The organism is Massilia endophytica (genome assembly GCF_021165955.1).
GTDB classification, from domain to species: domain Bacteria; phylum Pseudomonadota; class Gammaproteobacteria; order Burkholderiales; family Burkholderiaceae_D; genus Rugamonas; species Rugamonas endophytica.
In genome coordinates, this window is the sequence record NZ_CP088952.1 from 3,343,972 (window position 1) to 3,357,634 (window position 13,663).

The 13,663-nt window shown below is 65.8% G+C and carries 15 protein-coding genes; 4 read left to right on the forward strand and 11 right to left on the reverse strand.

Going from position 1 to position 13,663, the window contains the following annotated elements; genetic code table 11:
* Positions 1 to 8: 8 nt before the first annotated feature.
* Complete coding sequence (locus LSQ66_RS15305) at positions 9 to 1,184, forward strand: hypothetical protein (protein WP_231766063.1); 1,176 nt, start codon at positions 9 to 11, stop codon at positions 1,182 to 1,184.
* 78 nt (positions 1,185 to 1,262) lie between these two features.
* Here the strand turns inward: LSQ66_RS15305 and LSQ66_RS15310 are convergent, their stop codons facing one another.
* Positions 1,263 to 1,625, reverse strand: a complete 363-nt coding sequence (locus LSQ66_RS15310) for a hypothetical protein (RefSeq protein WP_231766064.1) — start codon at positions 1,623 to 1,625, stop codon at positions 1,263 to 1,265.
* A gap of 1 nt (position 1,626) precedes the next feature.
* Positions 1,627 to 2,304, reverse strand: a complete 678-nt coding sequence (gene rpiA / locus LSQ66_RS15315) for a ribose-5-phosphate isomerase RpiA (RefSeq protein WP_231766065.1) — start codon at positions 2,302 to 2,304, stop codon at positions 1,627 to 1,629.
* A gap of 167 nt (positions 2,305 to 2,471) precedes the next feature.
* On the opposite strand from rpiA, the gene LSQ66_RS15320 reads away from it, so the two are divergent.
* From LSQ66_RS15320 to LSQ66_RS15330, 3 genes are read left to right on the forward strand one after another with little or no spacing between them, the layout of a single operon-like run.
* Positions 2,472 to 2,840 carry a response regulator gene (locus LSQ66_RS15320; protein ID WP_231766066.1) on the forward strand — a complete coding sequence of 123 codons (369 nt, stop codon included), beginning with the start codon at positions 2,472 to 2,474 and terminating at the stop codon, positions 2,838 to 2,840.
* 2 nt (positions 2,841 to 2,842) lie between these two features.
* Positions 2,843 to 3,472 carry a chemotaxis protein CheC gene (locus LSQ66_RS15325; protein ID WP_231766067.1) on the forward strand — a complete coding sequence of 210 codons (630 nt, stop codon included), beginning with the start codon at positions 2,843 to 2,845 and terminating at the stop codon, positions 3,470 to 3,472.
* Between the two features lie 2 nt (positions 3,473 to 3,474).
* On the forward strand, positions 3,475 to 4,443 hold the full coding sequence (locus LSQ66_RS15330; RefSeq protein WP_231766068.1) for a diguanylate cyclase: 969 nt from the start codon (positions 3,475 to 3,477) through the stop codon (positions 4,441 to 4,443).
* A 144-nt stretch (positions 4,444 to 4,587) separates the two neighbouring features.
* Here the strand turns inward: LSQ66_RS15330 and LSQ66_RS15335 are convergent, their stop codons facing one another.
* From LSQ66_RS15335 to eda, 9 genes are all read right to left on the reverse strand, one after another.
* Positions 4,588 to 5,679 (reverse strand): protein-glutamate methylesterase/protein-glutamine glutaminase, encoded by a 1,092-nt coding sequence (locus LSQ66_RS15335; RefSeq protein WP_231766069.1) that lies wholly within the window; start codon positions 5,677 to 5,679, stop codon positions 4,588 to 4,590.
* Positions 5,676 to 6,506: a CheR family methyltransferase gene (locus tag LSQ66_RS15340; RefSeq protein WP_231766070.1), complete on the reverse strand. Its 831-nt coding sequence runs from the start codon at positions 6,504 to 6,506 to the stop codon at positions 5,676 to 5,678. Before LSQ66_RS15340 ends, LSQ66_RS15335 begins: the two co-directional genes overlap by 4 nt.
* Before the next feature lie 4 nt (positions 6,507 to 6,510).
* A complete protein-coding gene (locus LSQ66_RS15345) occupies positions 6,511 to 7,011 on the reverse strand; it encodes a chemotaxis protein CheW (RefSeq protein ID WP_231766071.1) in 501 nt (166 codons plus the stop codon).
* Between the two features lie 10 nt (positions 7,012 to 7,021).
* Entirely contained in the window at positions 7,022 to 8,662 is a 1,641-nt protein-coding gene (locus LSQ66_RS15350; RefSeq protein WP_231766072.1) for a methyl-accepting chemotaxis protein, read from the reverse strand.
* 32 nt (positions 8,663 to 8,694) lie between these two features.
* Positions 8,695 to 10,827, reverse strand: a complete 2,133-nt coding sequence (locus LSQ66_RS15355; protein ID WP_231770120.1) for a chemotaxis protein CheA — start codon at positions 10,825 to 10,827, stop codon at positions 8,695 to 8,697.
* A gap of 2 nt (positions 10,828 to 10,829) precedes the next feature.
* A complete protein-coding gene (locus tag LSQ66_RS15360; protein WP_231766073.1) occupies positions 10,830 to 11,126 on the reverse strand; it encodes an STAS domain-containing protein in 297 nt (98 codons plus the stop codon).
* 33 nt (positions 11,127 to 11,159) lie between these two features.
* Complete coding sequence (locus LSQ66_RS15365; protein WP_231766074.1) at positions 11,160 to 11,528, reverse strand: response regulator; 369 nt, start codon at positions 11,526 to 11,528, stop codon at positions 11,160 to 11,162.
* Positions 11,529 to 11,540: 12 nt separating this feature from the next.
* A complete protein-coding gene (locus tag LSQ66_RS15370) occupies positions 11,541 to 12,698 on the reverse strand; it encodes a methyl-accepting chemotaxis protein (protein WP_407659528.1) in 1,158 nt (385 codons plus the stop codon).
* A gap of 343 nt (positions 12,699 to 13,041) precedes the next feature.
* The gene (gene eda, locus LSQ66_RS15375) at positions 13,042 to 13,662 is read right to left on the reverse strand and encodes a bifunctional 4-hydroxy-2-oxoglutarate aldolase/2-dehydro-3-deoxy-phosphogluconate aldolase (RefSeq protein WP_231766076.1); all 621 of its coding nucleotides are present in this window, start codon (positions 13,660 to 13,662) and stop codon (positions 13,042 to 13,044) included.
* Position 13,663 lies beyond the last annotated feature (1 nt).

Consider the following 13,663-nt stretch of genomic DNA (forward strand, 5'->3'; position numbering starts at 1 on the left):
GAGCATAAATGCGACGCTTCTTCCCTGCCCTGCTGCTGTTCCTCGCCCTGCCGGGCGCCGGCCAGAACAAACTGCTGGAAATGAGCGACAAGCTCGACCAGCTGGAAAAACAGGATTTCCAGGCCGCGCTGGACAAGGCCCGCCTCTGCACCCTGCGCCGCGATTACGATTGCGCGGAGTCCGCGCTCGCCAAGGCGGCCAAGTCGGCGGGCAGTGCTGCCGACCGCAGCAGTCTGACGCGGGGCCGCCTGGCCTTGTACGAAGAAAAGGAGGAGGAAGCCCGCGAGCTGCGCGAAGCCGAAGAGCGGCGCCTGGCAGCGGAGCGCGCCGAGCGGGAACGCATCGCGCGCGAGGAGGAAGAAGAACGCCTGGCCGAGGAAAGGGAGGCCGAAGCCCGCCGCCGCCAGCGTGAAATGGAAGAGGAGAGCAGCAGCCCCAGCGAAAGCACCGCGGCCATGCTGACGCGCTATATCCAGCAGAAGGCGGCGGAGAATGCCGCCATCCTCAACAAGCTGAACCGCGACACGGCGGCCGCCTTCGCGGAAACCAACCGCCGACTCGCGGCGCAGCAGGCCGAGCGCGACCGGGCACGGCGCGATGCCGACGAGCGCGAGGCGGACCGGCGCCGCCAGGCGGCGCGCGAGCGCGACCAGCGCCAGGCTGCCGAAGACAGGCGCCTGGCCGCGGAACGGCGGGAAAACGAGCGGCGCGCTGCCGAAGCGCGGGAACGCGAGCGCGAGGCCCAGGACAGGCGCGACCGCGCTGAACGCGAACGCATCGCGGCCCAGGAAAAGGCCGAGCGCGAACGCCAGCTGGCGCAGCAAAGGGCGGACAGGCTGGAACAGGAACGCCGCGACAAGGCCGCCGAACAGGCCGAACGCACCGCCTACCTGCAGCGCATGGCGCGCGAGATCCAGCTGGGTGTGGGGAAATGCCCGGACGGCGAAGGCCATTACTACGCCAACGGCACCATGCCCAGGGGCGGCAAGGAGGTGGTGTCCTGCATCGACGTGCACTACGAGGCGAGCTGCCCGGGCAGCAACATCGTGAGCCGCGGCGTGGCGGACAATTTCGTGGGCCTGAGCGGCTGCTACGGCGACACGTACAAGATCGAGCCGCGCCCCGCCTGCAAGGTGAGCGAGGTCAGGATCCGCGTGGTGAAGGTGACGGAAGGCTGCAAGTGAGATCGTCCCCGCGAAGGCGGGGCGGTTCAGGAGAGCCGGCGATACACCCCTGGGTTCCCGCCTGCGCGGGAACGACGGCTAACGGGCCATCGGCCTGCACTGGCGCAGCTCGCAGCGCGCCAAGAAAACGCGGCCGTCGCTGCAGGCCATGCGGTAGACCTCGACCGGGCCCGGCGCCGTCATCAGCCCCGCGCCCAGCCCGCCTTCGCAGCCCGCCTGCTTCGCCAGCCGCTCCACCGTGGCGGACGATACGCCCGGCTTGAACTCCACTTTCTGGATATCGGTGCCCTCGTGCTGCGCCAGCGGCGTACCGTCGGCCGCCGTGGGCGGCGGTGCAGGCCTGCGCGCCACGGGCGGCGCTTCCGCCGCGGCCTGGGGCCAGGGCCGCCAGGCGCAGGCGCTCAGAGCGACCGCCATTGCCAGCAGTGCGAGGCGCCGCATCTCAGTAGCTCAGGGTGCGTACGCCGTCCGCCATGCCCAGCAGGCAGACGTTGGCGCCGCGGGCGGCGAACAGGCCAACGGCCACCACGCCCACGATCTGGTTGATCTGCGTTTCCAGCGCCACCGGATCGGTGATCGCCAGGCCGGCCACGTCGATGATGTTGCCGCCGTTGTCGGTCACGAAGATCTCGTCCGAACCGGCCTTGCAGCGCACCTTGGGCTGGCCGCCCAGGGCCGCCAGCTTGCGCATCACGGCGTTGCGCGCCATCGGCAGCACTTCCACCGGCAGCGGGAACTTGCCCAGGGTCTCCACCAGCTTGGAGCCGTCGGCGATGCAGACGAACTGCTTCGATACGGAAGCGACGATCTTCTCGCGCGTGAGGGCCGCGCCCCCGCCCTTGATCATGGCGCCCAGGGCATTGATCTCGTCCGCGCCGTCGATGTAGACGGCGATCTCCGCCACCTCGTTCAGGTCGAAGACGGGGATGCCGTGGCCGCGCAGACGCGCCGCCGTCGCTTCCGAGGACGCCACGGCGCCCTTGATGCGGTCCTTCATCTTCGCCAGTTCGTCGATGAAGAAGTTGGCGGTGGAGCCGGTGCCCACACCGATAATCTCTCCTTCCACCACATAGGAAATGGCCGCGCGGGCGACCGCCTGTTTCAGTTCGTCTTGGGTCATAGTGCAAAAATAGTAAGGCAGGAATACCCGCCATTTTACCGGAAGCCCCCTCGGCGGGACCCGTCATTATTACGATTGGACAACAAATTTCGTAAATTTATACACACCAGCCCTGATACGATGTGAGAAAATGGTCAATCCCTAAAAGTAATAAAGATGAGTGAGACATGGTAGCCAACCCGGTCGTATTGATCGTTGACGACAGCCGCGTATCGCGCCTGATGGCCAAGCAGTACATCCTCGCCCGCCACGCCGACTGGACAATCGAAGAAGCCGCCACCGGCGAAGAGGCCCTGGACAAGGCCGGCACCCTGAAGCCGAACCTGGTGGTGCTGGACGTGAACATGCCCGGCATGGGCGGCGTGGCCGCGGCCGAGCAGCTGCGCCTGTTGCTGCCCGAGGCCCATATCTCCCTGCTGACGGCCAATGTGCAGGACGCCACCCGCGCGCGCGCCGAAGGCATGGGCATCGCCTTCATGGAGAAGCCCATCACCGCCGAACGCATCGCGCGCCTCGTGGCGCCGCTGGAAGCCTGACCATGGTCGAGCTGAGCGAACTCGAGCACGACGCCCTGGTGGAGATCTTCAACATCGGGGTAGGCCAGGCGGCTGCCGCGATGAGTTCCATCGTCAGCGAACCGGTCACCATGTCGGTTCCCTCGATCAGCTTCCTCAGCCGCGCCGACGCGGCCCAGCTGCTCTCCGGCGTGCGGCGCGGCGGCGGCGACAGGATCTGCGGCGTGAGCCAGCATTTCGACGGCGCCTTCCACACCGAAGCCATCCTCATGTTCCCGGAGGATAAGAGCCTGGAGATTGTGCGCCTCATGGTGGGCGAATCCGTGCCCCTCCAGGCCCTGTCCGAGATGGAGCAGGAGGCGATGAGCGAGATCGGCAACATCATCCTCAACTCCTGCGTGGGCACCCTGGCCAACATCTTCCAGCAGGAGCTGCATGGCTCGCTGCCCGTCTACCACGTGGGCACCAGCGACGAGATCCTGAGCGCCTCCGGCCAGCGGGCGGACACCGTGGTGCTGATGCTGCACATCGACTTCATCCTGGAGAAGCACCAGATCCACGGCTATGTGGCCTTCATCCTTGACGTATCCGCCTTGCACGACCTGAAGGAACAGATCAATCTGTACCTGGCGCGGGCCATGGGACAGCATTGAGCATGGCGGAACCGAATCGTCTGCAACTGCTGGAAAGCGTTCTGGAGGCCGTGAGCGTGGGCGCGATTGTGCTCGACAGCGCGCACCGCATCGTCCTGTGGAACAAGTGGATGACCCGCCATAGCGGCTGGGACGCGCACCAGGCCATCGGCAGCAATCTCTTCGAACTCTTCCCCGAGCTGCGCGGCCTGCGCGTGGAAGCGGCCGTGCAACAGGCCCTGAGCAACAACTTCTCTTCCCTGCTCTCGCCCACGCTCAACCGGGCGCCCTTCCCGCTGTACGGCAATCCCGGCGCGCAGGGGCGGGGCGAGCGCATGCAGCAGGCGCTGGCCGTCACGCCGGTGGAAGTGCCGGGCGAAGGCCGTTACTGCCTGATCCAGCTGAACGACGTGAGCATGGCGGCAGCGCGCGAGAAGCTGCTGCGCGAACAGACCGAGCTGCTGCGCACCCAGACCTTCCTGGACGGCCTGACGGGCGTGGCCAACCGCCGCCACTTCGACGTGGCCATCGACAAGGAGCTGCGGCGCGCCAAGCGCAACGGCGCCAAGCTCTCCCTGCTGATGATCGACATCGACTACTTCAAGCCCTACAACGACCATTACGGCCACCAGCAGGGGGACGACTGCCTGATCCGCGTCTCGGCCGCCATGGCCTCGATGCTGCAGCGTTCCACGGACGTGCTGGCGCGCTACGGCGGCGAGGAGTTCGCGATGATCCTGCCCGATACCGACGCGGCCCAGGCCATGCAGATGGCGCAGGCCATCCGCATGCGCATTATCGGCCAGCAGATTCCGCACGAATTCGCGGGTGGGGACTTGAAGCAGATCACGGTCAGCATCGGCATCGCCACCTTGACGCCGGAGTTCCCGATGGAAGTGCCGGCCCTGATCGGCGCCGCCGACCACGCCCTCTACGCCGCCAAGCGCCTGGGCCGCAACCGCGCCGTCGCCCAGCCGCCAGGGCTGGAATAGACAGAGGGGACAGACCCCAGGGGGTCTGTCCCCGACATCCCAGTCCGTTACCGAACTCCAGTCCGCGCCGACCGTGTTCGGCGGTCGACTGAGGCACCGGGGTCAGACCCCGTTCGGGGTCTGACCCCTGCCCTGCGGCCCGCCTCAGCTATTCCTATGCGTGGAGCACTGCGAGATGATTTCCTTGTCGATGGCCTTGAGCGCCACCGTCTTTTCCACCGCGCCGCGCTTCATCGCCTCCTTCGGCATGCCGTAGACCACGCAGCTCTCTTCATCCTGCGCCACCGTGCGCGCCCCGGCCTTGCGCATTTCGAGCAGCCCGGCCGCGCCGTCGTCGCCCATGCCCGTCATGATGATGCCCATCGCATTGGCGCCCGCGTGCTTGGCCACTGAGCGGAACAGCACGTCCACCGAAGGCCGGTGGCGATTCACCAGCGGCCCGTCGATCACATCCACATAGTATTGCGCCCCATCGCGCCGCAGCAGCATGTGCTTGCCGCCCGGCGCGATCAGGGCCTGGCCGGGCAGCACACGTTCGCCGTGGCGCGCCTCCGCCACGCGGATCTGGCACAGGCCGTCCAGCCGCGCTGCAAAGGCCGCCGTGAACTTCTCCGGCATGTGCTGCACGATCACGATGCCCGGCGTGACACGCGGCAGCGCCGTCAGCACCTCTTCCAGCGCCTGGGTGCCGCCGGTGGACGTGCCGATGGCCACCACGCGCTCCGTGGTCTGCAGCGTGCTCCTGCCCTCGGGCGCGGACGGCAGGATCACGTCCGCCGTATGCTTGACGGGGACGGCGGGCGGCAGGCTGCTGCGCGAAGCAAGCCTGCGCACATTGGCCGCAGCGGCAGCGCGCACGGCGCCAATCAGCTCGTCCGCGCTCTCCTTCAGGAACTCCTGGAGGCCCAGCTTCGGCTTGGTGATGATGGACACCGCGCCTGCCGCCATGGCCGCCATCGTGGTCTCCGCCCCCTTCTCCGTCAGCGTGGAGCAGATGATGACGGGCGTGGGCCGCTCGGCCATGATCTTGCGCAGGAAGGTGATGCCGTCCATGCGCGGCATCTCCACGTCCAGCACGATCACGTCCGGCCACTGCAGCTTCATGCGCTCCATCGCCAGCAAGGGATCGGAGACCGCATGCAGCATCTCGATGCCCGGCGCCGTCGCCAGCATCGCGCCGACCACCTTGCGCACCACGGCGGAGTCGTCCACCACCATTACACTGATCTGTTTCATGCCTTGCGCGGCCCAACTTTGCGATAGACGGAAGGCACGACGGCACGCACGGCGTCCGTGACCTCGTGAAGGCTTTCGGAATGCCCGATGAAGAAGTGGCCGTCCGGCCGCAGCTGTCCCACGACGCGCGCAACGACCTGGCGCTTGGTGTCGCCGTTAAAGTAGATCATCACATTGCGCAGGAAGATCACATCGAACTGGCCGAGATCGGGCAAGGCCGTGTTCAGGTTCACCTGCCGGAACTGCACGCGGCTGCGCAGCGAACGCTCCACCAGCAGCGTCCCCTGCTGCTCGCCCATGCCTTTCAGGCAGAAGCGGCGCAAGTAGTCCTGCGGGATATGCTGGGTGCGTTCCATGGGATAGTGGCCGGTGCGGGCGCGCTGCAGCACGCGGGTGCTGATGTCCGACGCCACCACTTCCCATGGATGGTTCGTTCCCAGGCAGTCGGCCAGCACCATGGCAATGCTGTACGGCTCTTCGCCGGAGGAACAGGCCGCGCTCCACACACGGAACGGCGTGTTGCGCCAGGCCGCACGCGCATCCAGCGCGGCTTCGCGCAGCAGCTCGAAATGGCGGGCTTCGCGGAAGAAGTAGGTTTCGTTGGTGGTCAGCAGATCCACCGCCAGCTGCACCTCGTCCGGCGACTGGCCGTCCGAGAGCAGCTTGAAGTAGGCGGCATAGCTGGGCAGCTGGTAATGCTGCAGCCGCTTGGCGAGCCGCCCGCTGACCAGGGCCTTCTTCGCTGCGGACATGGTGATGCCCGCGATGTTGAAGATAAAGCGCTGGAACTGCGCGAACTCCTGCTCGCTGATCTGGAAGGCATTCATGGTCTCATGCGGCGGCGAGATCGGCCGCCGTCATCTCCGGCATATTGGCCAGGGCCTCGAGCGCCAGCACATTGTGCACGTTCAGCAGGATCACGAACTTGCCGTTCACCTTGCCCATGCCTTCGATGAAATCGCCGCGCATGCGGGTGCCGAAGGACGGCGCCTTCTCGATCTCGCCATCGGCAATATCGAGCACCGCGTTCACCGCATCGACCACCACGCCGGTGACCTGGCGTTCTCCGTCCACCTCCAGCTCCACGATCACGATGCAGGTACGCTTGCCCGGCACCGAGAGCGCCTTGCCGAAGCGCGCGGAGAGATCCATCACCGGCACCACGGCGCCGCGCAGGTTGATCACGCCGCGTATGCAGTCCGGCATCATGGGCACTTCGGTGATGCCGCTGAATTCGATGATCTCCTTGACCGCCATGATGCCGAGACCGAAGGTCTCCCCGCTCAGCATGAAGGTCAGGTACTGCTGCGATCCGTCCTGTTCTTGCTTCATGCGGTCCTCCTCAGAATGATGTGAAGTGCGCCTCGTCCGGCGCGCCCTGCACGGCCACCGGATCCGCCAGCTTCAGGGTGGCGCCGCGGCGCACGGTTTCGCGTGCGGGCGCGGGTTGGCGGCGGCCCAGGGCCACGGCATTCGTGCGGCCCGAACCTTCGACGCGGAAGAAGGCCATGGCCTGCTGCAACTGCTCCGCCTGGCTGCTCATCTCTTCGGCGGTGGCAGCCAGCTCCTCGGAGCTGGAGGCGTTCTGCTGCGTGGTCTGGCTCAGCTGCACTACGGCGGAATTGATCTGGCCCACCCCCGAGGACTGTTCCTCGGAAGCGGCCGTGATCTCCTGCACCAGGTCGGAAGTCTTGCGGATGTTCGGCACCATCTGGTCCAGCAGCTTGCCGGCGCGCTCGGCCAGCTCCACACTGTTCGTGGCCACTTCGCCGATCTCCTGCGCCGCCACCTGGCTGCGCTCGGCCAGCTTGCGCACCTCGGCCGCCACCACGGCGAATCCCTTGCCATGTTCGCCCGCGCGCGCCGCCTCGATGGCCGCGTTCAGCGCCAGCAGGTTGGTCTGGTAGGCGATATCGTCGATGATGCCGATCTGCTTGGCGATCTGCTTCATGGCCGTAACGGTGGCTTTCACCGCCTCGCCGCCTTCGGCCGCTTCCTGGGCGGCCTTGGCCGCCATGCCGTCGGTCACGCGTGCGTTCTCGGTGTTCTGCGAGATCGAGGCCGTCATCTGCTCCAGGGAGGCGCTGGTCTCTTCCACGCCCGCGGCCTGCTCGCTGGCCGCCTGGGACAGCGACTGCGCCGTGGCGCTCACCTCTTCCGAGGCGCCGGCCAGCGCCTGTGCGCCGCCATTCACTTCGCTCACCACCTGCTGCAGCTTCTCCACCATGGTACGCATGGCCGCCAGCAGCTGACCCGCCTCATCGCGCGCCACGCTGCCGATGCTCACCGTGAGGTCGCCCTCGCCCAGGCGGTTGGCGACGTCCACCGCTTCCCGCAGAGGCTTCGTAATGCTGACCGTGATGAAGGCCGCAATCGCCAGCGCCAGCAGAACTGCTGCCACGGAAATTTCGATCACCAGGGTGCGCGTTGCCTCGTAAGTCTGGTTGGCCTCGGCGGCGGATGCGGTCATGACCTTGGCTTGGTGGGCTGCCAGGGTATCGAGGGCCTTGTTGAGGCGTGCGCTGGCAGGTGCAACATCGCTGCGCACGTAGTCGGCGGCGTGTTTGCGGTCGCTGCGCGCCAGCTGGTAGAACTGCTCGTACTTCGATTCCACCACGGCGCGGCTGTCGGCGATGTCCTTGAACAGCTCGCGCCCGCGCTCGCTGGCGATGAGCTTCTGGACCCTGGCCATCATTTCGGCCAGCTCGGCGCGGTTCGCCTCGATGGTCTTGCGGTACTGCTCTCCTTCCGCCTCGTTCGCGGCCAGCAGGATGGCGCGCATGTCGGCATCATTCTCGGCGGCGATGCGCTGCATGTCCTTGGCCATGGCCACCTTCGGGTAACTGCTTTCCACCATTTCGTCGGTGGCGGCATCGATGCTGGCCATGCGCTGCACGCTTACCACAGCGATCGCCAGCAGGAAAAGAATGAGCGCGCCAAAACCCAGGCCAAGACGGACGCCGATTTTAAGATTTTTGAGCATGATGCTCTCCGATGTAGAAGTAAGAGTTGAATCTAGGCTGCAAGAGCCTCGGTGTTTTCGTTTTCGATGCCGTTCAGCAGAGCCACCATGTCCAGGATCAGCGCCACTTCGCCGTTACCCAGAATGCTGGAGCCGCTGAGGAAACGCACACCGCTGAACACTTTGCCCAGCGGTTTGATGACGGTCTGGAACTCACCCAGCAGGCTGTCCACCACCAGGCCCGCCCGCTTGCTGCCATAGCGGACCACGACGATGCTCTGGCGGCGCGCCGGCGGCCCGGATACGGCGAAGCGCTCGCGCAGGCGCACGAAGGGCAGCGCCTGGCCGCGCAGGTCGATGTAGTCGCGTCCTTCCTCTTCGCGGAACTCGACGCACTCCTCTACCATGTCCATGGGGATCACGAAGACGGATTTGCCCAGGCCGACCTGGAAGCCGTTGATGATGGCCAGGGTCAGGGGCAGGCGCACGGTGACGGTGGTGCCCACGCCCTCCTCGCTCGCGATCTCCACGCTGCCGCGCAGGGCCTGGATATTGCGCTTGACCACATCCATGCCCACGCCCCGGCCCGACAGATTGGTGACCTGCTCCGCCGTCGAGAAGCCCGGCTCGAAGATCAGGCCATAGATCTCCTTGTCGCTCAGCACGCGGCCAGGCTCCACCAGCCCGCGCTCCACGGCCTTGGCCAGGATGCGCTCCTTTTTCAGGCCGCCGCCGTCGTCGCTCACCTCGATCACGATGCTGCCGGAGTCGTGGTAGGCGTTGAGGGCCACGCAGCCCTGAGCAGGCTTGCCGCGCGCGGCGCGCAGCTCGGCGCTTTCGATACCATGGTCCATGGCGTTGCGCACCAGGTGGGTGAGCGGATCGCCGATCTTCTCCACCACAGTCTTGTCCAGTTCCGTATCCTCGCCATTGACGGAGAGCCGAATGTCCTTGCCGATCTCGCGCGACACGTCATGCACCACGCGCTGGAAGCGGTTGAAGGTGGCGCCGATCTTCACCATGCGCAGCTGCAGGGCGCTGTCGCGCACGTCCTCCACCAGGCCGCTCAGGGTGGAGGTGCATTCAAGCAGTTCGGCGATCTGCGTGCGGCGCGCGATGACGTTGGCGCTGGCGCCCGCGATGATCAGCTCTCCCACCAGGTTGATGAGGCGGTCCAGCTTGTCCGCATCCACGCGGATGGAACGGTTCTCCTGCGCGGCGCGCGGTTCGCCCGCCTGCTTCTGCTTCGCCAGCGCGGCATCCACCACCGGGGGACGCACGGCGCCCTGCTCGACCAGAATGGCGCCGATGGGCCCAGCCTGCGCGCCGGCAGCGCTTTGCAACGCCAGCGCCTGTTCCAATTCGTGGGCCGTCACGCTGCCGCACTTCACCAGCATTTCGCCCAGGCGGCTGCGCTCTTCCGGCAGTTCTCCGATCAGCTGGATGTATGCGGTAATAAGGCTGTGCGGCGGCAGGATGCGCACCAGGCAGTCTTCGCGCACGAATTCGAACACGCCGTCGATGGCCGCCTTGTCCGCGCTGCTGCGGAAGGCGATCTCGAAGCCGAGATAGCAGGATTCGGGATCGAAGTCTTCGGCAGCAGGCAGCGCGCCGTGCAGGGTGGCGATGCCGGTGATTTCGCCCAGTTGGCCGAGGTAGCGCAGGAAGGACAGCGGGTCCATGCCGTTGCGCAGCACGTCCTGGCCAAAGCGCAGGGAGATATGCCAGTGCTCCGCTTCGCCGCGTACATCCGCAGCGGAATCAGCGGCAAGCCTGGGCGCCGCGCTGGCGCCCTCGCCCAGATAGGCCTGCAGTTGGGCCGTCAGCGGCGCTCCGGCCGCGGCCAGCGCCTCGTTGCCGTCCCGTTCACCGCTTTCCACGGCGTCGACCAGGGAGCCGATATGGTCGCAGCAGGCGAGCAGCAGGGCCACCAGTTCGTCGCTGACGGGCAGGCGGCCGTCGCGCACGCGATCGAGCACGCTTTCCGCGACATGGGTGAAGGCCACCACAGGCTCCAGGCCGAACATGCCCGCCGAACCCTTGATGGTATGGGCCGCGCGGAAGATGGCGTTCACCGCCTCCGCGCCGCCTTCGGGCTGGGCCACCGCGAGCAGGGCGTTCTCCATCTCGTCCAGCAGCTCGCGGCTTTCGGCGATAAAGGTGTGCATCACTGCATCGATATCAATGCTCATGCCGTGGCTCCTTCGAGAATGGTGAACTGGCTCGTCATGTCCAGCAGCGCCAGCACTTCGCATACCGCATCGCTGGGCGCGAGCAGCTGCAGCGTAGCCTGGCGCTGCGCCATCAGCAGCAGCTGCAGGCCGGCGCTGTCGAACTCCGTCACCTGCGACAGGTCGAGCGCCAGCGCGCCGCCCGCCGCCGCCTCCAGCAACACCGGCTTCAGCTCGGCGGCGCGGTAGATCGTCAGCTCGCCTTCAATGGCGAGGGCGGACCTCGCCCCTTGGCTCTCTTCGCCAATACTCATGGTGCTTCTCCGTGTAAGAAAGCGCTGCCGGTCCTAAGGCATGACCAGCTTCTGCACCGCGTTCAGCAGCTGCTCGGGCTTGAAGGGCTTCACCATCCAGGCTTTCGCGCCGGCGGCCTGACCCTGCTGCTTCTTCTCTTCCTGCGATTCGGTGGTCAGCATGATGACGGGAGTGAACTTGTAGGCAGGGAGCTGCTTGAGCTCACGGACGAAGGTGATGCCGTCCATATTGGGCATGTTCACGTCGCTGATGACGAGGTTGATCTTCTGCCCCTTGAGCTTGGCCAGCGCGTCCGCGCCGTCGGTGCCTTCGATAACGTCGTAACCCGCCTGTTTGAGCGCGATGCCGACGACCTGGCGGATCGACAGCGAGTCGTCCACTACCATGATGGTTTTGGCCATGTCAGGTTCTCCCTAGAAAAATGTAATCTCTTCTTCCTGCTGCGGCGCTGGTAGTGCGCCGGTCTTGTGCAGTGTTCTTTCTTCCGCCATGGCGTAGGTGCTTTCCAGTTCGGCCAGCATGGCGCGCGCATTCAGCGGCTGCAGGGCTTCATCCGCCGCGAACTGGCGCCGGTTGTCGTCCAGGATGGCGGGCAGGCGGCTGATGTTCTGCTGCACGTGGCTCAGGATCTGGCTCACGCGGTCCTGGAACTGCAGCTGCACCAGGGCTTCCGCCACCTCGGACTGAATGCCCGCGCTTTCGTGCTTCAGCAGTTCGGACGACGCCACCAGCCCGTCCGTCACGCCGCGGAAGCCGGAGAGCACGCGATTGATCATTTCTTCGGACGCATGCACCGAGCGCTCTTCCTGCTTTTTGGAGTCGGCGGCGGCGCTGCAGGTGGCGTTGATGGCGGAGCTGATCTGGCCCACCTGCTGCGAGATATGCTTGCCCGCTTCCGCCGAGCGGTTGGACAGCATGCGCACTTCGTTGGCCACCACGGCGAAGCCGCGTCCCGCCTCGCCGGCGCGCGCCGCCTCGATGGCCGCATTCAGCGCCAGCAGGTTGGTCTGCCAGGCGATGCTGGCCACGTCGGCCGCCATTTTCTGCAGCTGCGCCGTAATGACCTGCAGGCCTTCGATCTTCTGCAGCATCATGGACTTGCTGGCCGCCGCCTCTTCGAGCATGGACAGCAGCGAGCGCAGTTCCTGCTCGCTGCGCGTGTAGATGCCGACCACGTCGCTGCCGGACTGGGAGGCCGACGATGCGGCCAGCGCCTGCTCCAGGCGGCTGACGATGGTGGAAAAGCGTTCGATCAGCGACACCACGGCGCCTTCCATCTGCGCGCGCGACGCCTCGAGGTGGGAGCTCCAGACCCCGGATACTTCCTCGCTGAAGTGTTGGCGGCTGTCCAGGTAGTGGCGGATGGCGTCTTCCGGCTTGGCGTTCAGCGCCGCCGCGTGGCGGCTGGCGGCAAAACCGAGGGCCGCCAGGGCGGCCGCGGCGAGCAGTGCGGGCCATTGCCAGCCACCCAGCACGGCCAGTGCGGGAGCTGCCAGCAAGGCCAGGATGAGGGGGTAATGCGGAGCCAGCAGACTCGATTGGGACCGGGACACCAGATATTCTCCAGGCATGAATAAAACGCGGTCGAATTACTCAGGAAACTAATGCGGAAGTATTCAATTCGGCGGCACGGGATGACGCCCCGAACTGCTGAGATGATGCAACGAGAATTTCCGTAACGCAAGACACAAGAAACAATTTTTCCACTACTGGTCGCAAAAAACACACAGCTTGCCCGGATTGTAAGCTGGCACTTTTAACAAACTGACGGTTATCTTCTCAGGGAAACTATTGGAAGCTCCGCAAATATCACTGCGGAATATTTCGCTTCATCAAATTCCCTCCAAATACCAGGCAAATAAAAAATCGGCGCATTAATGCGCCGATTTTTCTGGAATATATTTCAAGTAATTGTCATGGCTTCAGCGCGCTCGCTGCCTTGGCCAGCGCCGTGATATGGTCCCAGTCCCCGGCCTTCATGGCGTCCTTCGGCGTGAGCCAGGAACCGCCCACGCAGGCCACATTCTTCAGCGCCAGGAAGGCCGGCGCGGTCTCCTGCGAAATGCCGCCCGTGGGGCAGAACATCACGTCCGACAGCGGCCCCGCAATCGCGTTGAGCATGCCCACGCCGCCTGCCGGCACCGCGGGGAAAAGCTTGAGCTGATGGAAGCCCTGCTCGCGCGCCGCCATCACTTCGGACGGCGTCATCACCCCCGGCAGCAGCGGCAGGCCGCTGGACTTGGCGGCTGCGACCAGCGAAGGCGTGAGGCCCGGCGATACGCCGAACACGGCGCCTGCGTCGCGCGCGGCGGCGAATTCCTCCGGCTGGGTGAGCGTGCCCACACCCACGATGGCGCCTTCCACTGCGCTCATGGCGCGGATGGCGCCCAGGCCGTGCTGCGTGCGCAGCGTCACTTCCAGCACGCGGATGCCGCCTGCCACCAGCGCTTTCGCCAGCGGCACGGCGTGATCGGGATCGTCGATCGCGATCACGGGGATCACGGCCGAAGTACGCATAATGTCGAGCAGGGTCATG

Excerpts from the sequence above, each read along its gene's own strand:
- rpiA (WP_231766065.1), bottom strand. The coding sequence starts at position 2,304 with ATGACCCAAGACGAACTGAAACAGGCGGTCGCCCGCGCGGCCATTTCC.
- LSQ66_RS15335 (WP_231766069.1), bottom strand. The coding sequence starts at position 5,679 with ATGAAACAGATCAGTGTAATGGTGGTGGACGACTCCGCCGTGGTGCGC.
- LSQ66_RS15320 (WP_231766066.1), top strand. The coding sequence starts at position 2,472 with ATGGTAGCCAACCCGGTCGTATTGATCGTTGACGACAGCCGCGTATCG.
- LSQ66_RS15370 (WP_407659528.1), bottom strand. The coding sequence starts at position 12,698 with ATGCCTGGAGAATATCTGGTGTCCCGGTCCCAATCGAGTCTGCTGGCT.
- LSQ66_RS15360 (WP_231766073.1), bottom strand. The coding sequence starts at position 11,126 with ATGAGTATTGGCGAAGAGAGCCAAGGGGCGAGGTCCGCCCTCGCCATT.
- LSQ66_RS15325 (WP_231766067.1), top strand. The coding sequence starts at position 2,843 with ATGGTCGAGCTGAGCGAACTCGAGCACGACGCCCTGGTGGAGATCTTC.
- LSQ66_RS15305 (WP_231766063.1), top strand. The coding sequence starts at position 9 with ATGCGACGCTTCTTCCCTGCCCTGCTGCTGTTCCTCGCCCTGCCGGGC.
- LSQ66_RS15310 (WP_231766064.1), bottom strand. The coding sequence starts at position 1,625 with ATGCGGCGCCTCGCACTGCTGGCAATGGCGGTCGCTCTGAGCGCCTGC.
- LSQ66_RS15345 (WP_231766071.1), bottom strand. The coding sequence starts at position 7,011 with ATGAAGCAAGAACAGGACGGATCGCAGCAGTACCTGACCTTCATGCTG.
- LSQ66_RS15340 (WP_231766070.1), bottom strand. The coding sequence starts at position 6,506 with ATGAATGCCTTCCAGATCAGCGAGCAGGAGTTCGCGCAGTTCCAGCGC.
- LSQ66_RS15365 (WP_231766074.1), bottom strand. The coding sequence starts at position 11,528 with ATGGCCAAAACCATCATGGTAGTGGACGACTCGCTGTCGATCCGCCAG.
- LSQ66_RS15330 (WP_231766068.1), top strand. The coding sequence starts at position 3,475 with ATGGCGGAACCGAATCGTCTGCAACTGCTGGAAAGCGTTCTGGAGGCC.
- LSQ66_RS15350 (WP_231766072.1), bottom strand. The coding sequence starts at position 8,662 with ATGCTCAAAAATCTTAAAATCGGCGTCCGTCTTGGCCTGGGTTTTGGC.
- eda (WP_231766076.1), bottom strand. The coding sequence starts at position 13,662 with ATGACCCTGCTCGACATTATGCGTACTTCGGCCGTGATCCCCGTGATC.